The sequence below is a fragment of the Siminovitchia thermophila genome, assembly GCF_016909185.1.
GTDB classification, from domain to species: Bacteria; Bacillota; Bacilli; order Bacillales; family Bacillaceae_C; genus Siminovitchia; species Siminovitchia thermophila.
Genome location: NZ_JAFBFH010000046.1, coordinates 1 through 26,597 on the forward strand (window position 1 = coordinate 1; position 26,597 = coordinate 26,597).

Here is a 26,597-nt window from a genome sequence, read left to right on the forward strand (position 1 = left end):
ATAACGGCACCTAAATGCCCGATTGGTTCAACTAACATTCAGTAGGAGATGGAAAAAAACGCCTACTGAATGAAGTTTCACTTTATCCCGCATGTAAGGTGCCGTAAAACTCCCACATCAAAATCTTGAGTGAATACAAAATGTCTAAGTAGGAGATAACGGCACCTAAATGCCCGATTGGTTCAACTAACATTCAGTAGAAGCCCTACTGAATGAAGTTTCACTTTATTGTTCGTTTTTTCATCAGCTGATTTAGTTGTGTCCCGGCCTCGTATATTATTGAAAACTGATGAAGATTATAAAGAAGCTCGATGATCCTAATTTACATTTTTGAATCATCGAGCTTTTTTGTCATGCCTAATTTTCACTTAGAAAATGGATGGAATTCACCAATAACAGTATTGACTTTATATAGTTAGCCTCGTTGTTGATCCTACTTGCGTATTAGGACATTAACAGTTGTTCCATTTCATTCAGTTTTTCTTCAAACACTTTACATGCCGCTTCGATCGGCTCTGTTGTTGTCATGTCAACCCCTGCCTGTTTGAGCACTTCGATCGGATAATCAGAGTTGCCCGCTTTTAAAAAGTTGATATATCGCCCGACAGCTGTTTCACCTTCTTCCAATATTTGTTTGCTTAAGGCAGTTGCGGCGCTGAATCCTGTAGCATATTGATAAACGTAATAATTATAGTAAAAATGGGGGATTCTCGACCATTCAAGCCCGATTTGTTCGTCAATATGGATATGGTCCTCGCCAAAATATTTTTTGTTTAATTCATAGTATTGTTTTGTAAGGAAGTCTGCGGTTAAGGCAGTCCCTTCTTGAGCTTTTTGGTGGATTAAATGCTCAAATTCCGCAAACATCGTCTGGCGAAAAACGGTTCCACGAAAGCCTTCCAAGTAATGGTTAATCAAATATAGACGCTCCTGTTTATCATCAGTCGCTTTTTGCATATAATCTCCAAGTAGTGCTTCATTGCATGTGGAAGCCACTTCCGCGACAAATATGGAGTAATTGCCGTACGGATATGGCTGGTTTTTTCTTGTATAGTAGCTGTGCACACTGTGTCCGAATTCATGTGCCAATGTAAATAAGTTGTTGACGTTATCCTGCCAATTCATGAGGATATAAGGATTCGTGCCATATGCGCCCGAAGAATAGGCACCGCTTCGTTTCCCCTTATTTTCCACAACATCCACCCAGCGGTTTTCAAATCCTGCTTGCAAGATCCCGACATACTCTTTTCCTAGAGGAATAAGGCCGGAAAGGAGAATGTCTTTCGCTTCCTCGTATGTCACTTTCATGTCGACTTCTTTTACAAGCGGTACGTATAAATCATACATATGCAACTGTTCAAGTCCCAAAATCTGTTTGCGGAGCTTCAAATAGCGCTGCAACAGGTGCAGATTGTTATTGATCGTTGATACAAGATTGTCATATACTTTTTCAGGAATGTTGTTGGCTGCCAAAGCTGCCTGCCTTGCCGTTTGATAATTTCTCGCTTTGGCATAAAAGTTATCCTGCTTGATAGAACCGCTTAAAGTACTGGCAAATGTATTCTTAAATTTTCCGTACGTGCGGTACACGTTCATAAATGCTTCTTTTCTGACGGAGCGATCCCGACTCTCCAGAAAACGAATGTAATTTCCATGCGAAAGCTGCACATCATTTCCTTCTTCGTCCTTTATGACCGGGAATTCAAGGTCTGCGTTGTTTAACACGCTGAATGTGGTGCTTGATGCCCCCATTACTTCCGAGGCTTCGGCAAGAAGCGCCTCCTGCTCTGCGTCCAACACGTGCCCGCGCTTCAGGTTAATACGGTTTAGCGCATGCTCATACAATTGTAATGCCGGTTCTTCTTTTAAAATTTGCGCAAGCTGTTCCTTTTCGATATTGAGTATTTCCGGAACGATATATGAAAAAGCGCTGGTTAATTGTGAATACAAACTTTCCGCCCGGGCATTCATCCCTTGATAATGTGTATTCGTCGTATCCTGATCGTTGCGCATATGAGCATATGTATAAAGTTTACCCATCCGTTCCGACAGTTTTGATTGAAATTGCAACGCTTCATACAATGTTGCCGCACTTTCGCCCAATTTCCCTTTAAACTGTTGCGCTTCTTTCATCTTTTGCTGGATGGCAGCATACTCTTTTTCCCACTCCTCATCCGTCACAAATATATCCTCTAATCTCCATGTTAATTCTTCCGACACTTCCGATCGGCTTGGAAGAGTTTTTACGTTATTCTCCTCTGTCATCTGTTATCCTCCATTCAAGTTGTAATGCGAAATTCCGCCCATGTTATAATCATTCTATTTAAATATTCATTTTTCCTGCTCCCCAAACAGGAAACATTGCTTGTTTTTTTTATTTATTTTGTTTGTGTAGGAACTTTTGATGAGAACTTTAAAAATATATTCCTCCTCTGTCCGATCTTCCGTATGCTTCAAGCTGTTGATCATTTTTCGCTTTACAAATAAGTCTTCCCCCGCAATTCGCAAATATGACAAATGAACGAGCAGCCGCAAGTAAAAAGCGACGGCCTTTTCCCAATTGCGATAGTCGTGAAACGGCAACTGTCGTAAAAGAACATCTTCACGATCGATCCGCCGTCCAAGTTTATACAGGACGTATTTTAAAGAAATCTTTTTGCCAAAAGGTAATTTTTGCAAACAATCGATCCAAACATAAAACTGCCAGATCATCGGAGCGGAAGCAAAGCTTTCCATATACGGAACCGGGAGGCCGCATACAGCCGGCAATAAAAAAGGATTATTCCCCGATTTATATACGTTTTTAAGAAAACTTCCATGAACAATTGTTCCATATCTGACTTTTTGTTGAATCCACTTGTTCTTTTCCTTCAACCAATGTAGATACGGAAAAGAAGCCGTTTGGTCTTGAATGTAAAAAGGAATGCGACAGTTGTTGAGTGGGATACTTTCCAGGCGGGCAAATACTTTTTTGGAGGTGAAAGGAGCCAAATTTGATAATACAAACAGGGTGCTGTCTACAGGTTCGTAGCCGATTAAGGTGATATCTGCACCGGTTCTTTTCGTCAAGGACCAATAAAAATCGGTAAGCTCATAGACGGAGTTTTTCAGTTTTTTCACAAATGGATAACCGCCGATAATCCATATGGGCGTAATGCCGATCTTTAAGTAACGATCAGACCTTTGTTGTATGGAACGGATAGAAATGGGGGTGCATTGGTACTCAATTGCATAGCGCCTCCCGTTTCTAATGGCCAAAACATCGGGACGCTGTTGAATTTCGGGGAGATACTGTTCTAAAGTAGATTCATAGCCGTTTTTAAGACAAAATCGAAATAAATCTTTCTTTCCTTGGAGATGTCGGGCGCTTTCGGGTTCTGTTGTGAAGCATTGGGATTTGATACGGTGGGCAAAATGGGGAATACGGACAGATCCTGCCTTCAGGACGAGGGGCTCTTTACAAACGGGGCAGTAGAAGCGGATGTTTCGCAACTTACCTACATGACGGCGTTCCATCTCTGCAAGATTAACCGCCATTCCCTTTTCATTAACTGCTGTGAACAGATTAACACTTCCTTTCAACTCTTTGGACTTAAAAAATGGACGAATAAACGTTGGAGTCCATTTGTTCAACATTATAGCATAAGTCCAATGATTATGAAAATTGCTCACTTTCATCTGGCAATACCCTTTCCCTTCACTTCATTTCATCGCAAAATATACTAACGAATTTTTAAGTTTTCGAAGCTTTCGATAGAATAGTAGTTTTTCGAGTGGCCATTAAACACTGTCTTCAAAATAGATCAAAGTGCCTGCGAGCAAATCTTCCTTGTTTTTCACATTTTTCTGTACTATTTAGCGACTTGATACAAAAATAAAACGGCTTCCCTCTTCGAAATTATCGTATTATTTATTTGTTATAACTTGGACGACTCCATGTACAACCTATAAAAAAACCGATTTCTGCAAGAAATCGGCTCAGTTAGGAAAAATGTTTATTTAATGTGGCAAATACGTCTTGGCTGATGATTTGTTTTCCGTATTCTTGCAAACGATGAATCGTAAAGGACGATTCATGCCCATATTCCAAAAGAACACTTAACATGTCTTCAACTTCTTCTTCATCATATTCCTCATCCGGGAACTTAACATATAGGAAATATTTGCCTTCATATGAAAAAAGCTTTGTGTCCAAATCACTCGTAGTTTGCGTTCTTGCCAAATCAAGGATATCATCAAAATCGTTAAAGAGGAGAACAAATTCGAGCAAGTCATCTTCCGAACGGTCATATTGATTCAGATGAAGATGATGGTCCAAAAACTCCTCGATTCTTTCATCAATCGGCAAGTCCTTAAGCTTGTCATCCGGAATCGGCAATTCAAACCTTTGGCCATCTTTGGAAAGCTGGGCTTTTGTAACGAGGACCTCCAAGCCCTTGTCCAAAGCTTGCACTTGAATCCAGAGCGGCCCCTCTGGGACAAACTCCTCTTCATGATGAATTTCATCCATCATTTCCCAAAATAACTCTTCACTTTTTTCGCGATTGTACCATATCTCTTCGCGATCAAAGCCCCTTTCTTCTATATCGACATATGAAATGTAAAATTTCACCGTATTTTCGTTAATGCGTTCAATTTCCATCATACAACTCCCCCTTCTATAATAGGGTAGTAAGGTGAAGGGATCTTACTTCCCGGAGACCAACCATCAGGACTTAAATACAGTAAGTAATAGTCTTCCCCTTGTACTTCTTATTTTATGATAAATAAATGGAAAAGGGAAACAAAATATGTTTCCATTTCATAAATCATCATATGCCTAGCAACGCCCAAGATGATGTTGCGCCTATCTTAACCAATATATGAAGATAAATCAAGCATATTTATTCATCTAAATGGAAGCAACTTGCAGACCATCAGCCGTCCGATGACTTTCACTCCTTCTCTTCCCTTATTCCCTTGCGGCCAGCGGCTTACACATTGGAGCAGAGAAAAGGGAAGGCACGGCGGCAAAAGAGCCAAGCAGCTTGCTTTAAAGTCTCATGCATGTGCTCCATTAGAGATAAGCTTCAGGTAGCTTTGCGACAAACTAAACAAAACTTCTTCGAATAAGCATGGACGTATCGTAGCGCACCGAATCTCCTCCCCCATAAAAATGGCCATGTGAAAAAAGCCGAGCTTTCGATAATGGGAGGGAGAAGTTGCTTATCGTCGTACACCAGTTTATCGTACGAATATTCATACTGAAATGGTACTGTTCACCTTATAAAAAAAACCTCCATACTTTCGCATGAAGGTCGGGTTCATTTGTTAGTCTGTGTTGTCATGTAAGCCTGCATGGTACCAGTGTTAATTCACCATTTTCTGAGCTTGGCGAAGCTGATACGTTCTTACCTTACGAGGCAGAAAACGTCTAATTTCATCTTCATTGTAGCCCACCTGGAGTCTTTTCTCATCAAGAATGATCGGGCGCCGAAGGAGGCCCGGGTTTTTTTGAATAATATCGTAAAGCTGCTGCAACGGCAGAGAATCTAAATCTATATTGAGCTTTTGGAAAACTTTAGAACGTGTCGAGATAATCTCGTCTGTTCCGTCTTCGGTCATGCGCAAGATTTCCTTGATTTCCTCAAGGCTCAAAGGTTCGGAAAAAATATTCCGTTCAACATATGGAATGTTTTGTTCTTCCAACCACGTTCTCGCTTTCCGGCATGATGTACAACTTGGTGAGGTGTATAATGTGACCATGTTCATCCACACTCCCATTCATAAATTGAAATGCACAATTGTATATGCAAGGCCCGTCTAAAGACCCATATTATAATTAATCTTAATAAACACTCTCTATTATGTATTATACACTAATATCGGCAGAAATAATAGGTGATTTTGGCAATTTTTCGCTCTGTATCTCTCCTTTTCATTAAACTGTTACATATGGATGTATTTCTTATTACCACCTCTGATTACCTTTTAAACATTCTCTTTGTATAATTTATCCATCCACCCCATTTCCATACATAAAAATGATTTATTTTATATGGGTAAATAACTGTCACATTATTGATCCGGTGTATAATCCACGTTTTTCGTATACGTGTTACCCGCATTCCATAGCAGGAATTCTTTGATTCCTGAATCATACAATGCCTTTATTTGGGCTTCAACTTCCGCTTTTCCGTACACTTTATAATTTCCGCTTCCCAAATAAGATGCCGTAAAATCTTGAATCCAAGGGCGCGAAACAGGAGGATTTTCCAACTTGGATAACTTTGCATTCTCCACCTTTGCATATTCATGCACAAGTTTATAAGGCTCTAAATCAGGTTTGGCGATTCCAAAGTATGACGTCCAGTGGCTTGGATAAATCATCGAGGAAATGACATCTACATTTTCGGATATTTTACTGAAGTTTTGTCCGATTCCAGGTGCCTCCGGAAGTGTTGCGGTATAGCCAAAAATATCTACGGACACTTTTGCACCGTATGGCTTTAGTTTTTCCCGCGCATAGGCAACAAAATCGGTAACAGCATGAACGCGCTTTTGCACGTTGTCTTCCTTCATATTTTCATATTCGCCCATCCCGTACTGTAGCTGTTGATCACGCTTTTCAAATCCTTCCGGGAAACGGACATAGTCAAACTGAATCTCCTTAAATCCGAGCTTTGCCGCCTCTATGGCGATTCCCACATTATAGTCCCATACTTCTTTTAAAAACGGGTTGACGAATGCCTCCTTTCGGTTGTTGACCCAGACTTTCCCCCCTTGTTGAAAAGAAAGGTCGGGACTTTTTTTCGCAAGCAGAGAATCTTTAAACACAACAATTCTGGCAATGGGGTAGATCTGTTTCTCCTCCATTGTTTTTAGCATTTCTCTTGGATTCTCTATATAACTTTGGCCGATTCCTGCATAAGGTGAATCTTTATCGGCTTTGTATGTCACATTTCCCCAATCGTCTTTTATGTCGATAACCATGGCGTTTAAATCTGTCGTTTCTATCAACTTAACGAGCTCATTAAAACGGCTTCCTCCTGCTGAATGACCGGTCACATAAATTCCCCGGACCGCGTCGGGATATTCAAACTTTAAGCCGGAATCATACACAAAGCGGGGTGAGTCCACAGGAACGGTTTTCAACTCAACAGCCAGTTGTCTTTGCGGGTTTGTATGTACTTGATCAGATGCTTTACCCGAAACTGGCTGGGCCGGTAACGCAATCATTCCAATCAGCCCCGCAGTTGCCAGTATCTTTTTGACTTTCAATATGGTTCGCTCCTTTTCCCAGATGCCTTTCATCCAAGGTAAATTCATTACCTATTCTAGCAATAATTTCTATGGAAAGAAATCCTTTTTTCCTCCTTTTCTTTTTGGGTGTTCTTGTGTTGGCTTGATTGTAAGCAGGCCAAAAGTTATAATAAGAACATAAGTTTTTTCGAATACATATAACATTTATTATGGAATACGCAAGAAAGTTGTTATAAAAACCATTTCGCCCATGATCGGGTAAAATGGTTTTCGCGTATACAGGAGGATTTTAAGATGAAAACGATTTTTTCTGGTATTCAGCCCAGCGGTGTCATTACGCTTGGCAACTATCTGGGAGCCATTAAACAGTTTATAGAGCTCCAGCATGAATATGATTGTTATTTTTGCGTGGTAGACCAACATGCAATTACTGTGCCGCAAGACCGTCTGGAGCTTAGAAAAAATATCCGTTCCCTAGCCGCATTGTACATTGCTGCGGGGCTCGACCATAAGAAAGCGACGCTATTTATCCAATCAGAAGTACCCGCTCATGCGCAGGCAAGCTGGATGCTGCAATGTATCGCATATATCGGCGAGTTGGAAAGAATGACACAATTTAAAGACAAATCAGCGGGTAAAGAAGCCGTCTCAGCCGGATTGTTAACATATCCGCCTTTAATGGCTGCCGATATTCTGCTTTACGGCACTCACCTTGTTCCTGTTGGAGAAGACCAAAAACAGCATCTCGAATTAACCCGCGACCTTGCGGAAAGATTTAACCGAAGATACAACGACATTTTTACGATTCCGGACGTGCGCATTCCAAAGGTTGGGGCCAGAATTATGTCCTTGCAGGAGCCAACGAAAAAAATGAGCAAGTCGGATCAAAATAAAAAAGCCTTTATCACGTTGTTGGACGAGCCGAAACAAATTGAAAAGAAAATTAAAAGCGCCGTTACAGATTCTGATGGCTTGGTAAAATTTGATCGCGAAAATAAACCCGGTGTTTCGAACCTGCTTGCCATTTATTCAATTTTGGGGAATAAAACAATTGAAGAGCTTGAGAACCAATATGCCGGCAAAGGCTACGGGGAATTTAAAGCGGATTTGGCTGAGGTCGTCCTCCAGGCATTAACGCCCATTCAGGAAAGATACCGCGAATTGGTTGATTCCAAGGAACTCGATGACATCTTGGATGAAGGAGCTGAAAAAGCGCGGGCAAAAGCCAACCGTATGTTAAAGAAGATGGAAAATGCGATGGGGCTCGGCAGAAAAAGGTCCTAGTATGCATTAGCTTAAAACTTTAAGCATAAAGAGGCTAACTATATAAAGTCAATACTGTTATTGATGAATTCCATCCATTTTCTCAGTAAAAATTAGGCATGACAAAAAAGCTCGATGATTCAAAAATGTAAATTAGGATCATCGAGCTTCTTTCGTATTTCCTTATGTCCCAGACTGTTCTTTTTCGCGGCTTTGGGCTTCAATTTACTTTTGAATCACATTCCATCTCCCAAAGCTTTTCAAAGAATGGCTGGCCTTTAATCATATTTTCACACAATAATTGATGTTTTTCCGACCATCCTTTTTTTGTTGCCTCATAAAGGTCGTTCCACACCTTTTCAAAATCCATCTCCTGTATTTCAGAGTACAGATGAGGACACCATTCTGTATACCAATATCTTACTTCTGCCGTATTTTTTGACGAGTAAAGCTGGTCCAGCGCCATAAACAGCAACTGTTTTAACTGTCTTTCTTTTCTTGTCAAACCGCGCATTAATATTGGGTCCGGCGATAGTATATGGTACTCTTTCTTTTTGGTTAACGGCTCAAATGTAAACGTTTCGGGCTGATTATTGGCGATCATCTCATACACCAACTGCTCCTGACGGGGAATGAGCCTGCTTTTTCGCAGCGGTATCGAGTATCCGACCGTATCTACAGCAAGAATTCCTTGTCCATCTGTTACAACAAAACAATAGTCCAACACAATTCGTTCATGATTCTTTCTCAAATAGGCCTTTTTATAAATTTCATTCAACAATGCCTCGGGCAAATCGGCCATATCATTTTCTATATGGTTGAAAAGGAGAGAATCGATATATAACAGCGGAACTTGATCTAACAGTTCAATCACGTCTTCTCCTCTTCTCCACTCGTGAAAATGGCATACATTATACCCATTTTCTTCTCCTTCAAACCAATTAACCCATACATCATGAAGATAAAGCATCTTAACCCCTCACTTCATCACTATTTGTTTTTCAGTATGGGCAGGCTTTAGTCAATTTATTCCTATATATCCAGTTCTAACGAGGGACTATTCGCCCGTCTGAAACCCAAACACGGCAAGTGAGATCATCATGACGCCAACGACAAACAAATAGCATTCAGGTCTTTTTAAAATAAAAAGAATATATTCTGCAAAACTGGCGCCCATTACCAACAAATTGAAATAGGCGATAATGTTGAACCCTCCCGCAACCGCAAATCCGAATCCTGCCAGATAAAGGAATGTTCTGAAGAGCATATCAATTCCCCCGGTGTGTTTATCATACAATTTTCTTTGCTTCATTATATTCGGCCATGCCTGTTCTATACATTTTCCCCAAAAAAAAAGCGCCTAAGATGGCGGGTTGTATCGGGAATTATTTGCTAGTATCTCCTCTGAAGGAATTTGAAAAGAGTACTGGACTGTGAGCGGCCTGCGCCCTTTATACCCTTTGACCAAATCAGCTCCAATCGCATAACCCATCATCGGAGGAACTGGCCCACTGCCAAATAAGAGTTGATCATGAAGGGGATGATTTTTCTTCCGTTCAAGATTTGGTTGATAATGCCTCTCCCAAAATACCCGGAGCATATCAGGATTATATTGTTTTACCCATTCAGATTGATATTCTTTTCCGCAATATTTTTGGACGGCCTGCTCGGCAAGCCCTTCAAATACAAGTGAATCAAGCAAATGGTAATGATCTACATCTTTTTTATAATGATGCATCCTCGTTGCGTGATGATACTCATGCACGAACAAGGATTCCCAATTTTTTTCATCTTCCGTCGGCGATAAAAACAAAAACAACTTTTTGGGAAACGCCGCACCCGAACGTCCTTTTAAACCTTCGAGAAATTGTCGGGTTGGATTAATCGGAAAAATATAAATATCAATCTTATGCTGTTTCCACTTATTATAGTATTTTTGATAAATGTTACCGATTTTTTCCCATGCGTTTTGCCTTTTCAGCTCTTCAAAAAAGCCAAATGTAGCCCTGGACGGTTCGTACATTCCGAATCGGCGCAAATAGTGGTAAAAACGGCCGCCTTCTTTATCCTCAGAATAAGCCATGCCGCAAACATGCTCTGGATTGAAAAAATGCTGCTCAAGCCAATCATTCGTTTCAATAACTCCCATATGCCGTCTCCTCCCCTTCGATATTGTACGAAAGCCTAGAAAAAAGGTGACAGCGTTCCAAATACGAAGTAAAACAAAAAAGATATAGCCCGATTGCTCTGGCTATATCTTTTGTACTTACTCATATTTTTTAAAGGCGATTGTAGCATTATGTCCGCCGAATCCGAGAGAGTTGCTCAGAACCCCTTTCAAGTCCCGCTTACGGGCTTCGTTGACCACATAGTCGAGATCGCATTTTGGATCAGGTGTCTCATAGTTGATCGTCGGCGGCATGATGCCGTCTTTAATAGCCAAAACAGAATAAATGGCCTCAACTCCCCCTGCTGCCCCAAGCAGATGACCTGTCATGGATTTTGTGGAGCTAATCCCTAATTTATAAGCATGTTCGCCAAACACTTGCTTGACTGCGTTCGTTTCAAATTCATCATTATAAGGCGTGCTTGTCCCATGGGCATTAATATAATCAATGTCTTCCGGCTTCATACCCGCATCCTCCAGAGCCAATTTCATCGCTCTCGCGCCGCCTTCACCACCGGGAGCCGGCGCTGTAATATGATAGGCATCTCCCGTGGAGCCATATCCGACGATTTCTGCATATATATCCGCTCCGCGGTTAAGCGCATGATCCAGCTCTTCCAGAATCAATACACCGGCCCCTTCACCGATGACGAAACCGTCGCGATTTAAGTCAAACGGTCTGCTTGCCGTGTTCGGATCAGGATTTGTCGATAATGCCTTATTGGCACAAAAACCGGCTACCGACATTTGAGTGATCGGCGCTTCTGTCCCGCCGGCAATCATGGCATCGGCATCACCACGCTGAATCACTTTAAAAGCGTCCCCGATGGAATTCGTCCCTGTTGCGCATGCTGTCACCGTACAGGAATTGACGCCCTTGGCTCCGAGAAAAATCGACACTTGGCCTGTCGCCATATCCGGAATCATCATTGGGACAAAGAACGGACTGACCCGGCGGTAGCCTCTCTTTTGAAAAATCTCATATTGCTTTTCAAATGTCTCCATTCCCCCGATGCCGGAACCAATCCATACACCGATCCGGTGCGCATTGTTGTCGTCGATGACCAGCCCCGCATCTTTAACAGCCATCAATGCTGATGCCAACGCAAAATGGGTAAAACGATCCATTTTCCGGGCATCTTTTATCTCAATAAACTTTTCTATATCAAAGTCTGTTACTTCTGCAGCTACTTTCACAGAAAAATCGTCCGGATTTAATCGTGTAAGGGGCCCAATCCCTGATTTTCCAGCCACAATATTTCCCCATGCTGTTTCTACATCGTTCCCAACCGGCGATATGGAGCCGATTCCGGTTACAACTACTCTTTTCTTCATCTTTTGCATCATCTCCTTTATGTTATTTCAAGAAGATATTAAGCGCCTAGCGGCCCCATCTTAAAGCAATGGCCCCCCATGTGAGACCTCCGCCAAAACCGACTAAAACGATAACATCATCATCCTTTATTTTTCCCGCTTCCACTTCATCGGCAATCACCATTGGGATGGAAGCAGAGGATGTGTTGCCGTATTTATGAATCATTTTGGACATTTTTTCTTCAGGGAGCTCAAGGCGCTGCCTGGCCGCTTCCATTATGCGAATGTTGGCCTGATGAGGGATCAAGAAATCAACATCATTTTTGGTTAAGCCGGCTTTTTCGAGAACTTTGACAGAAGATTCCCCCATTTGCCTGACAGCAAATTTGAATACTTCTCTTCCGTTCATCACGATATATTGATCTTGGTATAAATGTTGGCCGCCTGTTCCGTCTGCGCCAAGGTCAAATGCCAAAATACCCCGGCCCTCGGATACGGGCCCCACTACGACCGCTCCGGCTCCGTCCCCAAAAAGGACAGCCGTGTTCCTGTCAGACCAGTCGGTGATTTTTGACAGTTTTTCAACACCTACAACTAAAATGTTCTTGCAGGCTTCATTTTCTATAAATTGTTTCGCTGTTGCTACGGCATACATAAAACCAGCGCACGCCGCGCTGACATCCATTGCGGATGCGTTGACGCAGCCCAGCCTCGCCTGCAGCATACACGCAACCGAAGGGAACGGGCGGTCAGGAGTCACCGTCGCAACAAGAATCATATCAATATTTTCCGGTTGCACTCCGGCATGATCCATGGCTTTTTTGGCTGCTTCATAAGCCATGTCCGATGTATCAATGTCGTCAGGGGCAATTCTTCGTTCCTCAATCCCCGTTCGCGTCCGAATCCATTCATCGGACGTATCCATCATCGTTTCCAGCTCTTTATTGGTCACAACCCGGTCGGGCATGTATTTTCCTACGCCAATAATACCTGCATTCATAGGTAATTCCCTTCTTTCCCTTACAAACATAATGAATTTATTATGATATCTTCTATTAAGACTTGGTGCTAATTATACCACCTGTCTTCTTCATTGTCACCCTCATTATAGAGCACGCCGATGTTTCGAAACTTGTCAGGGCCTTCCAAGCCATTCTCTGTTTTTTAATGCCGTTATTCCTAGTTGCCAACAAGCTTTTCTTCAGATCTGGAAAGCACGTTCTCCACTTCACGCTTGCACTCTTCCTTGGTTATGACTGACTCTTTTTCTATCTCTATAGACAGGAAAAAGTCGTTAACAGAAACTTGATTCGTTTGAAAGTTTGAGTAAATGCTATCGAGATTTTTGAAAAAGGGAGCCTGATGCAAACGTGAAGCAGGAGGATAAATGAAAAACACGAATGCTTCTTCCAACATTTCCATATGGGACAAAAACGTTAATTGCCGAACAAGCTGATCAGCTACATGTGAAACATGGCGCATGACATAATCAATAATAGGAATAAATATGAGACAATTTTTGGAAGGTTGAAATGGAAGTTTGGCTTGGTCTTCTTCCCTTGCGATCTCATGATAGACCAAATTGGCATTGCGGCCAATAAAGAGCCATTTTTCTTCATCCTCCTCCCTCATCCAATGTTGATGGTCAACGGCATGCACAACATATCCTTTTTCAAGCAGTTGTGAACATAATTCAAATCCAAATGGCTGGCGCGCTCCATAAACTACGGCATGTCTCATACATGAAAACTCCCTTCTCTTTTTCCTACTTCATACATATGCCAAAGTGACAAGGACTTACCACCAGATGTGGAAATGCCGACAGCGAATGTTTGTACCATTTGATTTATTTATGTTATACTATCGGGGTAAATATATCGTGGATTTTTTATGTGGGTTTGAAATGGGGTGAAGAGTTTGAGATATATCGTTACAATTTTTTGGACATTTTTGCTTGTCAATATGGTCATGTACGTTGGCGGATCTATGATCGGATCCACTTATGATTTTAAAACGGCCTCTATGTTGTCTGCTGCAGTCTCTATCTTAATCTTCATTGCATCGGCTATTTTACCACAGCCGGTGGAAGAAAAATAACTCGCCGAAACATTGGCGAGTTATTTTTTCTTTGTTTATGATCTCTGAACTGTTACCGCCAGCTCGCCGTCTTTTAATTCAACGAGGAGCGAGTCGAAAGGATGTACATGGCCGGCAATGATTTCTTTGGCGATCTTCGTCTCCACATTGCTTTGCAGATATCTTCTGAGCGGACGCGCGCCATACACAGGGTCAAACGCTTCACGGGCTATAAAGCTTTTGGCTTCCTCTGTCATGTTCATCTGTATATGCTGGTGCCGTAACCTTTCTTTGAGTTCTTCCGTCAATTTTTCAACGATTCCTTTTATGTTTTCCAAGTTTAAAGGCTTAAACAGAATAATTTCATCCACCCTGTTTAAAAATTCCGGTCTGAAAGACGCTTTGAGCTGACTGAGTACGCGTTCTTTTGTCTGTTCATCAATGTGGTCTTCATGTTGCTCCCTTTCCAGCAAAAACGCCGATCCTATATTGGATGTCATAATAATGACGGTGTTTTTAAAATCGACTTTCCTGCCTTGAGAATCGGTGATTCTTCCATCATCCAACACTTGAAGCAAAATATGAAACACTTCCGGGTGGGCTTTCTCAATTTCATCCAGCAAAACGACCGAATACGGCTTTCTCCGAACCGCTTCTGTCAGCTGACCTCCTTCTTCATAACCAACATAACCCGGCGGCGCGCCGATCAACCTGGATACAGCATGTTTTTCCATGTACTCGGACATATCGATTCGGATCATTTGTTCTTCACTGTCGAATAACGTTTCCGCCAACGCTTTCGCCAACTCTGTTTTCCCGACACCTGTAGGGCCTAAAAAGATAAATGAACCAATTGGACGATTGGGATCTTTAATTCCGGCGCGAGCGCGAATGACGGCATTGCTGACGAGCGCGACCGCTTCATTTTGGCCGATGACCCGCTTGTGCAAAATGGATTCCAGGCGCAATAGTTTTTCCCTTTCGCCTTCCACCAGCTTGGTGATCGGGATTCCGGTCCACCGGGAAATAATTTCAGCAATTTCATCTTCGGTGACTTCTTCTTTTACGAGCCGAGATTCTTCCGCCTCTTTTCTTTCGAGAGTTCTTTCCATTTGTTTTAACTCTTTTTCAAGAGCCGGAATTTTTCCATGCCGCAGTTCCGCAGCTCGATTCAAATTATATTCATTTTCAGCATCTTCGAGCTCCCTGCGCAGTTTTTCCAGCTGCTCCCGTTTTTCACGAATGACGGAAATCTCGTCTTTTTCCTTCTCCCATTTTGCCTTCATTTCCTTGGCTGTTTCTTTTAAATCGGCCAATTCTTGTCTCAATAAATCCAATCTCTCTTTGCTTGCTTCATCATCTTCTTTCACAAGAGCCGCTTCTTCAATTTCCAATTGCATGACACGTCTTGTAATCTCATCAAGTTCACTTGGCATCGAATCAATTTCAACCCGGATGTTGGCGCAAGCCTCATCAATCGTGTCAATCGCTTTATCAGGCAGGAAGCGGTCCGTGATATAGCGGTCCGATAAGGTGGCGGCGGCCACGATGGCACGATCATGAATATTAACCCCGTGATGTATTTCAAACCGCTCTTTCAGTCCGCGCAATATGGAGATCGTGTCTTCCACCGTAGGTTCGGGAACGAGCACTTTTTGAAAGCGGCGTTCCAGTGCGGCGTCTTTTTCAATATAGAGCCGGTATTCATCGAGAGTCGTGGCGCCAATACAATGAAGCTCGCCTCTGGCAAGCATCGGTTTGAGCATGTTTCCGGCATCCATCGCGCCTTCCGCTTTGCCTGCGCCGACAATTGTATGAATTTCATCTATAAAGAGCAGGATCTTGCCCTCGCTTTTTTTCACCTCTTGAAGTACCGCTTTCAGCCTTTCTTCAAATTCTCCCCGAAACTTGGCGCCGGCAATTAATGAACCCATGTCAAGAGCAAAAATCGTCTTATCTTTCAACCCTTCGGGAACATCCCGTCTGACGATCCGTTGGGCAAGTCCTTCGACTATCGCTGTTTTCCCGACGCCGGGCTCGCCGATCAAGACAGGGTTGTTTTTCGTTTTTCTGGACAGGATTCGGATGACATTGCGAATCTCCTGATCCCGGCCAATGACAGGGTCCAGCCTGCCCGACTTTGCCTCTTTCACCAAGTCCCTTCCATATTTTTTTAATGCTTCATATCCGGCTTCAGGATTTTGGTTTTCCACACGATGTCCTCCCCTTATTTCTGTAATTACTTTCAATAAAACATCCCTCGTTATGCCTTGTTTCGTAATATAACGGGTAATGTCGTGATGTTCCATATCTAAAAGGGCTAATGCAACATGTTCTACCGATAAGTAAGCATCTTTAAAGGCGACTCTTTGTTCCTCCGCTTTTCGGATAAGTTCCCCAAGAGCGCTGCTTACGTATTGCCCGCCTTGAACACCTTGTCCATATACTTCAGGTATTTGATCGAGCAATTGGTCGATCTGGCCAATCATTGCTTCTTTTGCCAGCCCCAGCCGTTCATACAAGGAAGTCAGCAAGCTATCGCTTTTTTCAAGGAGCGCTTTCCAAAGGTGAACAATATCCATTTCCGGATGGTGATGAGAAACAGCAATTTGCTGAGCTTTTGCAAAAGCTTCCTGCATCGTATGAGTCATTTTGCTTAGGTCCATTTTTAACCCCCTCCACACTTGATAAGGTGATGACAATAAAGAGCGAAGCCGCCTCTTTACAGGTGCTCCGCTCTATAAACGCTGTGTGTCAAATATCAGGTTACGCCAAGTGCAATTTTTGCGTACCGTGACATTTTGTCTTTTGTCCATGGAGGATTCCAGACAATATCGACTTCTGTCTGTTTCACTTCCGGTATATCGGCAAGAGCCGCATTAACCTGGTCTACGATAACTGGTGCCAACGGACACCCCATAGATGTGAGGGTCATGGTAATTTTGGCGGTACCATTTTCGTCCAAATCGACATCGTACACGAGTCCGAGATTGACAATATCTATTCCAAGTTCGGGGTCTATTACTTGTTCCAAGGCACCGTAAATATTTTCTTTCAACGCTTCATCCATCGGTCCCCACTCCTTTCAAGAAATCAGGATTCTATTCTTATCATACCAAAATGAAGCCAATTTCACACGGAAAAGCCTTATGATTGTAAATATGTTGTGAACCATTCCACCGTTTTTAAAAATGCTTCCCGGGTGACTTTATGACCGGCCCGCTCATCCGCTAAAAACTGTAACCGTTCGGGATATTTCTTATATTTATCCCGGACTGTCAAATAAAAATCATATGTAGGGCCAAACGGCACAACAACATCTTGTTTCCCGTGCCAAATGAACAGCGGCCTGTCATTCAGCGTTTCGGGCTGCACGCTGACATCATACTTTTTTACCGTTTGATACATTTCTTCCAATTCATTATCGGTGTGGGGGAGGTTAATTCCTTCTCGTTTCAATGCCTCAATCTGTCCCCTGACAAATGTTTCAAATGTCGGGCTTCCCATTAACGATGCCCCGGCTTTAATCCAGTCGTACTGAGTGAGTGCCCCAAAGGTGATCATGCCGCCCATCGATGTACCGATAACCCCGATGTGATCACTGATCAGCGCTTTTGTCGCCAGGGCATTTTTCATCTGATCCAATTCTGCTATCGTATGGATCACAATATCCAAAAACTCATACATCATTTCTTTTTCCGGCCGGCCATCTGTCCGCTCACCGTGCAGTCTGGCATCTGGAAGGATAACCCGAAAGCCTTTTTCGGCCAATAAATAAGCAAAGTGCAAATTATGTTCCTTTGCTGATGTGAAGCCATGAACGAAAAAAATAAGCGGTAGTTTTTTGTTCATATTGTCGGACTTTACGGCATGCAATGCTGGAATTCCCGCTAAAATTTCCCGATGAATCTCAATCAAGCGACCACTCCTTCGGTTATCCCGTTGTTGATTTCAGTCTAACATGAGCGAATGTTATTTTCCAAAACATACAAATGGATTGCCTGCGTTTTTTGCAACGATTCGCAAACAATAAAGCTTGAACACGCTTTGTGTTCACATCCTGTTCGAATGGTGGTGCGGTTTAGTGGCTAAAAACAGCAAATCAAAACGCTTTACCCAGCAGGGGAAAGTGTCGGTGGAAAAACATGCCGAAAGATTTCCTTACCGGGCAACCTTGGATGAAGCAGAAAAAGAAAAAATTGAGTATATGAAAAAGTCGTCTCTAGGCGGTATTTGAATCATACGGGAGCTAGCGCTCCCTTTTTTCACATAACTAATCTCTCCGGAAAAAACCCAAGACGCCCGCGGTTTCCACAATATTGGTAAAAGCATTAGGATCGACTTCCTTGATGATTTTTTTGAGTTCATATAGTTCGTAACGGGTGATGACCGATATCATCAAGTCTCTGTGTTCATTTGAAAAAGCGCCTTTCGCCGGCACAATCGTAATCCCGCGCACCAGCCTTGAATAAATCGCTTTCTGTAAAGCAGGCGCTTTCTTGGTGACAATCATGGCAGTCAGCTTTTGATGACGGGTATGAATGGCATCAATAACCCTTGTGGAAACATACACCGAAAGCAGCGTGTACAATGCTTTATCCCATCCGTATAATGCGCCGGCTGTCAAAATGATGATGGCGTTTAAGATAAAAAAATACGTTCCAACCGATTTGTCGCTCATCCGCGACAACACCATGGAAATGATATCGAGCCCCCCTGTTGAAGCGCCGACCTTTAATGTGATTCCGATTCCGATTGCCGCAATGACACCGCCAAAAACGGCATATAGCATCACATCTTCGGCTCTTTCCTGAACGGGAATGAACTCCAAAAATACGGTTGTCAACACCACTGAAAGAAAACTGTATAAAGTGAATGAACGGCCGACTTTTAACCAGCCCAGGATGGCGACGGGTATATTGAAAAGCAGCAAGAGGATGCCAGTCGATACCTGGATTGATGCAAAGTCGGCCAAAATTCTGGACAATAGTTGGGAAGCCCCGGCAAAACCGCTTGCATACACATTTGCCGGAATCAGAAAAAAGTTTAATGCCAATGCTCCTAAGAGAGCCCCGAATGTAATGATGCTTATTTTTTTTATCATTTCCCACACCGAAACAGTTTTCATGTTTTCACCCTTAAAAACAATTGTTGAGCTTTCTTATGAAAGCATATACACTAAAAACAGCGGAATGCATATTATTACTATTTCACGAAGGGTGTTATTTTATGTCTACGAAACTATTTGCGGACAGTTCATGCGACCTGCCGCTTGCTTTTTTTAAAGAACATGGCGTTGAACTTATTTCCTTGCAAGTACATATTGATGACAAGGAATTTAAAGATTTGATCACCATACAGCCGGAAACGGTATACAACGAAATCAGGGCTGGGAAAATGCCAAAAACATCCCAAGCTACCCCGCAATTTATTGAGAATTTGTTTATCGAGCTTGCGGAGTCGGGAGAGAGCGGCATTTACATCGCACTTTCCTCGGAACTTTCCGGCACATATCAAACGGCTGTCATGATGTGCGAACAAGTAAAAGAAAAATATCCGAACCTTGATTTAACAATCATTGATTCCAGATGCGTATCTGTCGGATACGGCATGGCGGTCATGACTGCGGTGGATCTTATAAAAAAAGGAAAGCCAAAAGACGTCATTGTAGAAATTGTGAAGGAACAATGCCAGCATATGGAACACTTGTTTACGGTCGAGGATCTGGACTTCCTGGCCAAAGGCGGACGATTATCCCGCTCTTCCGCGTTTATTGGCGGGCTCTTAAATATCAAACCCCTCCTGCATGTGGAAGATGGAAAGCTCGTCCCTCTTGAAAAAATTCGCGGTAAGAAAAAACTGCTGAAGCGAATGCTTGATGTAATGGAGGAGCGAGGCGTTGATTTGGAAAACCAATTGATTGGCATCAGTCACGGAGATGATGAAGCAACCGCGCTTGAAGTCAAACAAATGATTGAAGAACGGTTTGGGGCAAAAAAGTTTTACATTAACTTGATCGGCTCTGTCGTCGCATCTCATGCCGGGCCAGGAACACTTGCTTTCTTTTTTCTCAATAAAAAACCATCAATGGAGGAGGTATAAAATGGCTAAAGAGCATTCATTTGATATTGTCTCCAAAATCGATATGTCCGAAGTTTCCAATGCGATCAATATCGCGATGAAAGAAATTAAAAATCGTTATGATTTCAAAGGGAGCAAAAGCGACATTCGTTTGGAGAACAATGAGTTGGTACTCATATCGGACGACGAATTTAAATTATCTCAAGTGAAAGACGTACTCCATGGAAAACTGATCAAACGGGAAGTGCCGATTAAAAACATTGACTACGGGAAAACCGAAAATGCGGCAGGCGGCACAGTCCGGCAGCGTGCCAAGCTTATCCAAGGCATTGATCAAGACAATGCCAAAAAAATCAATACCATTATTAAAAACAGCAAATTAAAAGTAAAAAGCCAAATACAAGATGACCAAATCCGTGTAACAGGAAAAAATCGCGATGACCTGCAACAAATCATCAGCGCCATCCGCTCCGCGGATTTGCCAATCGACGTTCAATTTATCAATTATCGCTAGGAAAGCTCTTCCCATTCGGGTTGAACGCGATTCAGGCTGAATTTCGGAGGAGGTCAATATAGACAATGGTAAGCACTCGGTGTCCAATGGCAACGAGTGCTTTTTTCTCAGCACGCGAATCCACATTTCGTTTCATTTATGCTTCTTTCACTTTAACAATAAAAAAACAAGGCTGCCGAACAACCTTTTCGGGAGCCTTGTTTATAATGATCATGGCCGCATATTGTGTTTTTTTCCTCTTTTCCATGCAGCATACATAAACACGATAAAGAAACCAAATACAGCAAATAGCGCGATGATAAACGGTATATTGTAACTGCTTTTGTCAACCAGATCATAGATTTCCGTCATCTCTCTGTCCACAATGATCTTATATTCGCCGTTTTCACTTCGAACCATATCCGTACCATATAATCCGCGCAACTCTTTTCCATCCTGCAAATCAGCCGCTTGAATGACAGCCGTTTGGTCCTCACTCGTATTATTGATGGCCACAACGATTGTATCATCCTGATACTCTCTTTTAAACACGAGCATTCCATCTTTTTCATATAAAAGCTCCATTGTCCCATGGGTGAGTGCCGGATGCTGACTGCGAATCTCCGCCAATCTTCCAATGAATTCAATCAGCTCTTCTTTTGCCCAAAAACTCATCAACGGAACATTATCGGGCGGACCCCCGCCATTTACTGCGATTTCCGAACCGTAGAAAACAATGGGGACTTGTGGCTGAGTATACAAATAAAACAGCGCGAGCTTCCATCGGGAACCGGGGAATTGCTTTTGATCCACCATATCCCGCGTATATCTCACGGTATTTTTGTCATCCAAATAAGCCGGAAATAAGCTTGGTTGATCATAGGCGCTTACATTTTCTTTCCAATTATCCAATAACGCAGAGGAGGAAGCATCTATTTTGGAAAAAGCGTCCCTCATCGGCTTGTTCAACTGGATATCTTTTATCCCATCAAGCCCGGCTGCCTCCAATTCGGCCAGTTCTTTCCGACTTCCTTCATTAACTGCGCCAATCAGATAGGACCCTTTTTTGAAAGACTTCACTTCAGATGTAAATGCTTTTATAAAATCTGACGGAACATTATCCAAATATTGAAGGCTGAATCCATCTACCTGTGTTTCATCCATCCACCATTTGGCCGCCTCGATCAAGTAGGCCCTTACTTCCTCATTTTCCAAATTAATCACTGGAAGCCCCTTATTCCATTCGCTCCCGCCGTTATCGGCACCTGCTTTAATCCAATCTTTCGTCTCGGGGTTTGAATTCCAAGGGTGAGCTTCTGCCACCCGATCAACCGGAAATTCAAGCATGACTTTCATCTTCCGCCTATGGGCTTCTTCAACGAGTTTTTTCAAATCCTCAGTAGAGCCAAAATGTTCTTCTGTTTTGTAAAAATCTGTTACCGCTTCACCATGGAAACCACCTGAATCATTTTGAAAAACAGGCGACAGCAAAATGGTTGTGAATCCCATCTCTTGTAAATAATCAAGCTTTGCGGTAATCCCTTTGAAATCCCCGCCTTCAAAACCGGCTTCATCCGCTTCATGAACCCTATCATTTGCGGGGTCTCCGTTGTTAAATTTGTCGATCATGAGTGAATAGACAATTTCCTCTTCCCATACCCGTTCTTCTTTTTTGTCGGCACTTGCTGGAAAAGCGTAAAAAAGCAAAAACGGAACAAGCAGGAATGCCAATATTTTTTTACCCACTTCCGTTACCTCCCTAAAACTACTCCGCCTTAAGATTATCTCTTTTTATAGCCCTTCGTCAATTTTATAATTATTACAACTATGTGGCGGGGGCTTGATGTCAAATCAAAAGCCCCGGCAGTTGGCACCGGGGCGTTCAAATATTCGAGTTTTTCCGCTTCCTTTCCAGCCAGTGTGTAAAACGCCTTGCTTCCAACGGCTTTTCTATCAAATATCCCTGAACGAAATCACAACCGAGACTCGTTAACATATGCAGTTGTTCAGTCGTTTCGATTCCTTCCGCAACAATTCTCAACCCAAGCCCATGTCCCATTGTCAAAATGGCGTGAACAATGGCAAGATCCGGAGATTGCTTATTGAGATTCTGAATAAAAGAACGATCAATTTTCAACGTATGAATTGGAAAATGTTTTAAATAACTAAGAGATGAGTAACCCGTCCCAAAATCATCTATCGAAATATGAATGCCCATTTCCATCAATTCACGCAACATTTCAACGGTCGTTAATGATCGGTCAATCATTACACTTTCAGTCAATTCCAAATGGAGATACCGGGGGGCAAGTGCTGATTCGTCCAATGCCTGTTTAATATTGTCGATAAATCGGTTGTTTTGCAGCTGATGGGCTGACACATTGACAGATACACTAATATGTTCAAAACCGTCTCTTTGCCAATCTTTCACCTGCAAACAGGCGGTTTTTAAAATCCACTTGCCCAGCGTATGAATCATCCCTGTTTCTTCAGCAATTGGAATAAACTTCTTCGGCGACACAATCCCCCATTCGGGATGTTCCCACCTAAGCAGCGCTTCACAAGCGACAATTTCATTGGTCACCGGGTTTATGATTGGCTGATAAGCCAGGAAAAATTCATTGTTTTCGATCCCTTTGCGCAAGCTTCTTTCCAGCTCCACCCGCTCAATCATTTCCTTATTCATTTCATTTAAATAAAAAACAACATTTTTATTTGTTACAGTATCAGTCCGGCTTAGTGCCACGTCCGCATTTTTCATTAAGCTTGCATATTCCTGCCCATCAAAAGGATACACACTTATCCCAATGCTTGAAGCGATATAAAATTCTTGATTTTCAAAAAGTAATGGTTCTTGAATGGTTTGTAAAATACGTTGGCTAATGGACATCACCGTGGTTGAATCCGTTTCCCCTCCAAGCAAAACGGTAAATGTATCAGTCGAAAACCTCCCCAAAAAAGAGCCGCTTGGCAGTAAAGATTGGATTCTGGAGGCCAATTGTATCCGCGCTTTGTCACCGATATGATGTCCAAACGCATCATTAATGGTTTTTATGCGATCCAGCTTGATAAACAAGATCGGAAATGACTGTTTTCCCCTTTCGGCTTTTTTAATCCATTGGTTCAAAATTTGTTCCAACTTTTTTTGGTTCGGCAGCCCTGTTTTCTCATCATAGTACGCCATTTGTTCAAGCTTTTTTTCCATTTGCCGCAGTTCCGTCATATTACGGCCCAAAAACAATATTTCCACACATTCACCATCTACGAAAATAGGGAAGACGTGCAAGTCAAACGTTTTTAATTTCTTTCCCCATAAAAGTTCCAATTCTAATTGAACTGCCTGTCCCGTTTTGGCGATCTCAACATTCTTTTTCAGTCTCTCTCCTTTCTTAGGATTAAGAAATTCCAGCCAGCTTTTCCCTGCCAGGTCTGCTGTCTCTTTGCCAAATAGCTTTGTAAAAGCTGGATTCACCATATGAAAATGACCATGTAAATCTGTTGTAAAAATGATATCCGGGTGGTTCTGTATGATGGAATCACAAAATTCCTTTGAATGAATCAAGTGGTACCGCTCTTCTTGATCATACTGCGAAGCCTCTTCTGGCGATTGCTCCAAGCATTCCCTCATCTTGGCGCCAGCCCGCTTTGAAATATATAAAAATACGTCCTTTTCATGATGCCATCTTGCGGATTTGCCGGGATGCTTCACAATTTTTTGCAAGCACGGGAACTGTCCAGTATTTGCCCTATGAAGCTTTGACAACCCTTGCAATTGACTGACGAAACCAATAACGAAATTGGTATCATCATAAACGGCCGTTCTACCTTTTCTTGTCGTGTAATGTTTGGCTGGCAGCAGCTTTGTAGCAGTCTTTTTTCCCAACTGCATGTTTAGCGGCTTAGTTGGAATTGGGCTGTCTGTTTCTTGTGAAAAATCTTTTGCATCACCTGATACATTCGGCTCCACCACCCTTTTCTTCACAGCGATATGGACTGCCGAGTTTTGCCCGCTGAAAGTGACGGCTGCAATTCCTTCTTCGGCGATCATCGTTTCTGTAAAAATAATGGTGCCGCTTCCAGATATTCCGCCGGCAATGGCGATTTCCGGCAGGTGATGTTCAAACAGGCCCAGGCACTCTTCAAGCATCCCGGTCCATTTATTCGCCATCACCATGGCCGCTTTTGGCCTGTCAAATGTAAGACCTTTTACAAAGTCATTTATGGAATCATTATCGGAAAGTTTAAATAGAGAAGATGTTATGTTTATGTCTTTAAAATGTGTAAAAAATAGCCTGGATTGCTCATTCATACCGTCAAATAAACAGCCAGAAGAATTGCTCCCAATCATCACTGCACGGGGTAAAAGAGTGGAAAATAAACGCCGCAATCGATCAATTTTTTCAATTGGCCAATTAACAAGATTCGCTTGGATTAGAAGGTTGTTGGAAAATTCGTGATAATGTGCTTGTATGAATTCCTTCAATTCATTTTCATTCTTGTAAAGATAGGCATATGTCGTTTTCAACCCGCTAGTCACCACCGTTTTATTTTACGACATTTTTTGACTATATCCTTGTTATTACTATTCTAATAAATTTTGTCCTGCTATGTCACTACTAATTGTTCACCTTTTCAAGAATTAAAAAAAACCGCCGATATGCAGCGGTTTTTTCCCAAGTTCTATGCCAGCCAATTCCATCCAAGCGGTAATTTTATCCCCAGAATAAACGTTACAATAAAGGCAATGATCAAGACACCCCAAAATAATCCTGTCCCTTTTCCTTTTGACATACGTACAAGTATCATTTCCATCATCGCAATCACAATGACGCCGCCAAGAAATTTCATTCCGTATAAAGCCGGGTTGTAGCCTTGGTGTTTCCAAAATAATAATATTCCAGTCATGAGAATGAGCAAGTAAAAAATCCTAAGGATCATTTGGACAATTTTCTTGCCTTTTTCGTTGCCGGCGTTAGATAAAGCCACGGCAACAACAAAAAGAATAAGTGCGATCACCCATGTTGTAATATGGGCATGTGTCGTATCAAACATCAGTCAAACCTCCTCAAACTTGCCTCATTTTTTGGTATCTATCCTCTCACCATCTTAGCATACAAGGGTTCGGCAAAATATTGTCAAGCCTTTAGTTCACAGTATTGTTTAATTTTCCAATTCCTTCAACATAAATCTCGACTTCATCCCCTTTGCTTAATAAACGGGGCGGCTTAAAGCCTTTTCCTACCCCCGACGGCGTTCCTGTCGCAATGATATCGCCGGGTTCCAGTGTCATGCCTTGTGAAAGAGTTGCAATGATTTCCTCAATAGGGAAGATAAAATGTTCTGTATTGGAATTCTGGCGGATTTCTCCGTTAACCCTCGTCTGGATATTTAATCCGTTGGGATTTTTGATTTCCGAATGATGGACAATCCACGGTCCCATTGGGCAGGAAGAGTCAAGACTTTTCCCCAGGAAGTATTGCTTATGCCTTACTTGAAGATCCCGAGCCGTAATATCATTCACGATTGTATAGCCAAATACATAATCAAGCGCATCTGCTTCAGCTATATTTCTCCCCTGTTTGCCAATGACTACCGCCAGTTCGCCTTCATAATCCAGTTCATTCGTCAATTCTTCATGGGCTTCGATGCTATCTTTATGGCCAATCACTGTCGTAGGAGCTTTCGTAAACACAATCATATGCTTTGGTATATCTGCTTCGCTCCCCATTTCTATCGCATGATCTCGATAGTTTTTTCCCACACACATGATGTTTTTCCAGGGCTTTGGAATGGGTGGAAGCCACTTGACATCTTCCAAAGGCAATTGATATTCATTTTTTCCATTTTCCACTCCCCATTGAACCAACCGTATTGTCAAAAGTTCCATAGTAAAAAGTTAATAATCCCTTGATCTTAAAGGCTTTAAAAACAAAAAACTTGCCACCCCCTAAATTTTAAGGT

General features: G+C 42.3%; 24 protein-coding genes. 5 read left to right on the forward strand and 19 right to left on the reverse strand.

The window, feature by feature from the left end; genetic code table 11:
- Positions 1 to 444: 444 nt before the first annotated feature.
- The 5 genes from pepF to JOC94_RS21040 all read right to left on the reverse strand — a co-directional run bounded on the left by pepF (position 445) and on the right by JOC94_RS21040 (position 7,263).
- Complete coding sequence (gene pepF, locus JOC94_RS21020) at positions 445 to 2,265, reverse strand: oligoendopeptidase F (protein WP_077112399.1); 1,821 nt, start codon at positions 2,263 to 2,265, stop codon at positions 445 to 447.
- Between the two features lie 66 nt (positions 2,266 to 2,331).
- A complete protein-coding gene (locus tag JOC94_RS21025; RefSeq protein WP_171973928.1) occupies positions 2,332 to 3,636 on the reverse strand; it encodes a competence protein CoiA in 1,305 nt (434 codons plus the stop codon).
- A 346-nt stretch (positions 3,637 to 3,982) separates the two neighbouring features.
- Positions 3,983 to 4,642 carry an adaptor protein MecA gene (mecA, locus tag JOC94_RS21030; protein WP_077112431.1) on the reverse strand — a complete coding sequence of 220 codons (660 nt, stop codon included), beginning with the start codon at positions 4,640 to 4,642 and terminating at the stop codon, positions 3,983 to 3,985.
- A 707-nt stretch (positions 4,643 to 5,349) separates the two neighbouring features.
- A complete protein-coding gene (spxA, locus tag JOC94_RS21035; RefSeq protein ID WP_077112395.1) occupies positions 5,350 to 5,745 on the reverse strand; it encodes a transcriptional regulator SpxA in 396 nt (131 codons plus the stop codon).
- Between the two features lie 312 nt (positions 5,746 to 6,057).
- Entirely contained in the window at positions 6,058 to 7,263 is a 1,206-nt protein-coding gene (locus JOC94_RS21040) for a putative glycoside hydrolase (RefSeq protein ID WP_408021943.1), read from the reverse strand.
- A 273-nt stretch (positions 7,264 to 7,536) separates the two neighbouring features.
- Here JOC94_RS21040 and trpS point away from each other — a divergent pair, with 273 nt between their 5' ends.
- Positions 7,537 to 8,526 carry a tryptophan--tRNA ligase gene (gene trpS, locus JOC94_RS21045; protein WP_077112393.1) on the forward strand — a complete coding sequence of 330 codons (990 nt, stop codon included), beginning with the start codon at positions 7,537 to 7,539 and terminating at the stop codon, positions 8,524 to 8,526.
- A 199-nt stretch (positions 8,527 to 8,725) separates the two neighbouring features.
- Here the strand turns inward: trpS and JOC94_RS21050 are convergent, their stop codons facing one another.
- The 6 genes from JOC94_RS21050 to JOC94_RS21075 all read right to left on the reverse strand — a co-directional run bounded on the left by JOC94_RS21050 (position 8,726) and on the right by JOC94_RS21075 (position 13,726).
- Positions 8,726 to 9,475, reverse strand: coding sequence for a YjbA family protein (locus JOC94_RS21050; protein WP_077112391.1), 750 nt, complete (start codon positions 9,473 to 9,475; stop codon positions 8,726 to 8,728).
- Positions 9,476 to 9,562: 87 nt separating this feature from the next.
- A complete protein-coding gene (locus JOC94_RS21055) occupies positions 9,563 to 9,772 on the reverse strand; it encodes a hypothetical protein (RefSeq protein WP_077112427.1) in 210 nt (69 codons plus the stop codon).
- Positions 9,773 to 9,865: 93 nt separating this feature from the next.
- Complete coding sequence (locus JOC94_RS21060) at positions 9,866 to 10,654, reverse strand: DUF2268 domain-containing protein (protein WP_083717587.1); 789 nt, start codon at positions 10,652 to 10,654, stop codon at positions 9,866 to 9,868.
- Positions 10,655 to 10,771: 117 nt separating this feature from the next.
- Entirely contained in the window at positions 10,772 to 12,007 is a 1,236-nt protein-coding gene (gene fabF / locus JOC94_RS21065) for a beta-ketoacyl-ACP synthase II (protein ID WP_077112390.1), read from the reverse strand.
- 46 nt (positions 12,008 to 12,053) lie between these two features.
- Positions 12,054 to 12,986: a beta-ketoacyl-ACP synthase III gene (locus tag JOC94_RS21070; protein WP_077112388.1), complete on the reverse strand. Its 933-nt coding sequence runs from the start codon at positions 12,984 to 12,986 to the stop codon at positions 12,054 to 12,056.
- Between the two features lie 179 nt (positions 12,987 to 13,165).
- The gene (locus tag JOC94_RS21075; protein ID WP_077112386.1) at positions 13,166 to 13,726 is read right to left on the reverse strand and encodes a hypothetical protein; all 561 of its coding nucleotides are present in this window, start codon (positions 13,724 to 13,726) and stop codon (positions 13,166 to 13,168) included.
- A 168-nt stretch (positions 13,727 to 13,894) separates the two neighbouring features.
- On the opposite strand from JOC94_RS21075, the gene JOC94_RS21080 reads away from it, so the two are divergent.
- Positions 13,895 to 14,083, forward strand: coding sequence for a YjzD family protein (locus JOC94_RS21080; protein ID WP_321189684.1), 189 nt, complete (start codon positions 13,895 to 13,897; stop codon positions 14,081 to 14,083).
- Between the two features lie 35 nt (positions 14,084 to 14,118).
- On the opposite strand, the gene clpB is transcribed toward JOC94_RS21080, so the two are convergent.
- From clpB to JOC94_RS21095, 3 genes are all read right to left on the reverse strand, one after another.
- Positions 14,119 to 16,728, reverse strand: a complete 2,610-nt coding sequence (gene clpB, locus JOC94_RS21085) for an ATP-dependent chaperone ClpB (RefSeq protein WP_077112381.1) — start codon at positions 16,726 to 16,728, stop codon at positions 14,119 to 14,121.
- Positions 16,729 to 16,823: 95 nt separating this feature from the next.
- A complete protein-coding gene (locus JOC94_RS21090; RefSeq protein WP_077112380.1) occupies positions 16,824 to 17,132 on the reverse strand; it encodes a metal-sulfur cluster assembly factor in 309 nt (102 codons plus the stop codon).
- 77 nt (positions 17,133 to 17,209) lie between these two features.
- Positions 17,210 to 17,980 (reverse strand): alpha/beta fold hydrolase, encoded by a 771-nt coding sequence (locus JOC94_RS21095; protein ID WP_077112378.1) that lies wholly within the window; start codon positions 17,978 to 17,980, stop codon positions 17,210 to 17,212.
- Positions 17,981 to 18,146: 166 nt separating this feature from the next.
- On the opposite strand from JOC94_RS21095, the gene JOC94_RS21100 reads away from it, so the two are divergent.
- Entirely contained in the window at positions 18,147 to 18,299 is a 153-nt protein-coding gene (locus tag JOC94_RS21100; protein WP_077112376.1) for a competence protein, read from the forward strand.
- A 36-nt stretch (positions 18,300 to 18,335) separates the two neighbouring features.
- Here the strand turns inward: JOC94_RS21100 and JOC94_RS21105 are convergent, their stop codons facing one another.
- A complete protein-coding gene (locus JOC94_RS21105) occupies positions 18,336 to 19,190 on the reverse strand; it encodes a YitT family protein (protein ID WP_077112374.1) in 855 nt (284 codons plus the stop codon).
- Between the two features lie 101 nt (positions 19,191 to 19,291).
- On the opposite strand from JOC94_RS21105, the gene JOC94_RS21110 reads away from it, so the two are divergent.
- Positions 19,292 to 20,164: a DegV family protein gene (locus JOC94_RS21110; protein WP_205180297.1), complete on the forward strand. Its 873-nt coding sequence runs from the start codon at positions 19,292 to 19,294 to the stop codon at positions 20,162 to 20,164.
- Position 20,165: 1 nt separating this feature from the next.
- Positions 20,166 to 20,657, forward strand: a complete 492-nt coding sequence (locus JOC94_RS21115) for a YajQ family cyclic di-GMP-binding protein (RefSeq protein WP_077112370.1) — start codon at positions 20,166 to 20,168, stop codon at positions 20,655 to 20,657.
- Between the two features lie 210 nt (positions 20,658 to 20,867).
- Here JOC94_RS21115 and JOC94_RS21120 read toward each other — a convergent pair whose 3' ends face one another.
- The 4 genes from JOC94_RS21120 to JOC94_RS21135 all read right to left on the reverse strand — a co-directional run bounded on the left by JOC94_RS21120 (position 20,868) and on the right by JOC94_RS21135 (position 26,523).
- Positions 20,868 to 22,382 carry an alpha-amylase family glycosyl hydrolase gene (locus JOC94_RS21120; protein WP_205180299.1) on the reverse strand — a complete coding sequence of 505 codons (1,515 nt, stop codon included), beginning with the start codon at positions 22,380 to 22,382 and terminating at the stop codon, positions 20,868 to 20,870.
- A gap of 136 nt (positions 22,383 to 22,518) precedes the next feature.
- Positions 22,519 to 25,161, reverse strand: a complete 2,643-nt coding sequence (locus tag JOC94_RS21125; protein ID WP_205180301.1) for a GGDEF domain-containing phosphodiesterase — start codon at positions 25,159 to 25,161, stop codon at positions 22,519 to 22,521.
- A 155-nt stretch (positions 25,162 to 25,316) separates the two neighbouring features.
- The gene (locus JOC94_RS21130) at positions 25,317 to 25,688 is read right to left on the reverse strand and encodes a YisL family protein (RefSeq protein ID WP_077112364.1); all 372 of its coding nucleotides are present in this window, start codon (positions 25,686 to 25,688) and stop codon (positions 25,317 to 25,319) included.
- Between the two features lie 91 nt (positions 25,689 to 25,779).
- A complete protein-coding gene (locus JOC94_RS21135; RefSeq protein WP_205180303.1) occupies positions 25,780 to 26,523 on the reverse strand; it encodes a fumarylacetoacetate hydrolase family protein in 744 nt (247 codons plus the stop codon).
- Between the last annotated feature and the right edge of the window lie 74 nt (positions 26,524 to 26,597).

What these genes read in the sequence shown, in the direction of transcription:
- JOC94_RS21060 (WP_083717587.1), bottom strand. Translation starts at nt 10,654, where the DNA reads ATGGGAGTTATTGAAACGAATGATTGGCTTGAGCAGCATTTTTTCAAT.
- spxA (WP_077112395.1), bottom strand. Translation starts at nt 5,745, where the DNA reads ATGGTCACATTATACACCTCACCAAGTTGTACATCATGCCGGAAAGCG.
- JOC94_RS21090 (WP_077112380.1), bottom strand. Translation starts at nt 17,132, where the DNA reads ATGGATGAAGCGTTGAAAGAAAATATTTACGGTGCCTTGGAACAAGTA.
- fabF (WP_077112390.1), bottom strand. Translation starts at nt 12,007, where the DNA reads ATGAAGAAAAGAGTAGTTGTAACCGGAATCGGCTCCATATCGCCGGTT.
- JOC94_RS21070 (WP_077112388.1), bottom strand. Translation starts at nt 12,986, where the DNA reads ATGAATGCAGGTATTATTGGCGTAGGAAAATACATGCCCGACCGGGTT.
- mecA (WP_077112431.1), bottom strand. Translation starts at nt 4,642, where the DNA reads ATGGAAATTGAACGCATTAACGAAAATACGGTGAAATTTTACATTTCA.
- JOC94_RS21115 (WP_077112370.1), top strand. Translation starts at nt 20,166, where the DNA reads ATGGCTAAAGAGCATTCATTTGATATTGTCTCCAAAATCGATATGTCC.
- JOC94_RS21055 (WP_077112427.1), bottom strand. Translation starts at nt 9,772, where the DNA reads ATGCTCTTCAGAACATTCCTTTATCTGGCAGGATTCGGATTTGCGGTT.
- JOC94_RS21025 (WP_171973928.1), bottom strand. Translation starts at nt 3,636, where the DNA reads ATGTTGAACAAATGGACTCCAACGTTTATTCGTCCATTTTTTAAGTCC.
- JOC94_RS21135 (WP_205180303.1), bottom strand. Translation starts at nt 26,523, where the DNA reads ATGGAACTTTTGACAATACGGTTGGTTCAATGGGGAGTGGAAAATGGA.
- trpS (WP_077112393.1), top strand. Translation starts at nt 7,537, where the DNA reads ATGAAAACGATTTTTTCTGGTATTCAGCCCAGCGGTGTCATTACGCTT.
- JOC94_RS21050 (WP_077112391.1), bottom strand. Translation starts at nt 9,475, where the DNA reads ATGCTTTATCTTCATGATGTATGGGTTAATTGGTTTGAAGGAGAAGAA.
- JOC94_RS21110 (WP_205180297.1), top strand. Translation starts at nt 19,292, where the DNA reads ATGTCTACGAAACTATTTGCGGACAGTTCATGCGACCTGCCGCTTGCT.
- JOC94_RS21105 (WP_077112374.1), bottom strand. Translation starts at nt 19,190, where the DNA reads ATGAAAACTGTTTCGGTGTGGGAAATGATAAAAAAAATAAGCATCATT.
- JOC94_RS21075 (WP_077112386.1), bottom strand. Translation starts at nt 13,726, where the DNA reads ATGAGACATGCCGTAGTTTATGGAGCGCGCCAGCCATTTGGATTTGAA.
- clpB (WP_077112381.1), bottom strand. Translation starts at nt 16,728, where the DNA reads ATGGACCTAAGCAAAATGACTCATACGATGCAGGAAGCTTTTGCAAAA.
- JOC94_RS21130 (WP_077112364.1), bottom strand. Translation starts at nt 25,688, where the DNA reads ATGTTTGATACGACACATGCCCATATTACAACATGGGTGATCGCACTT.
- pepF (WP_077112399.1), bottom strand. Translation starts at nt 2,265, where the DNA reads ATGACAGAGGAGAATAACGTAAAAACTCTTCCAAGCCGATCGGAAGTG.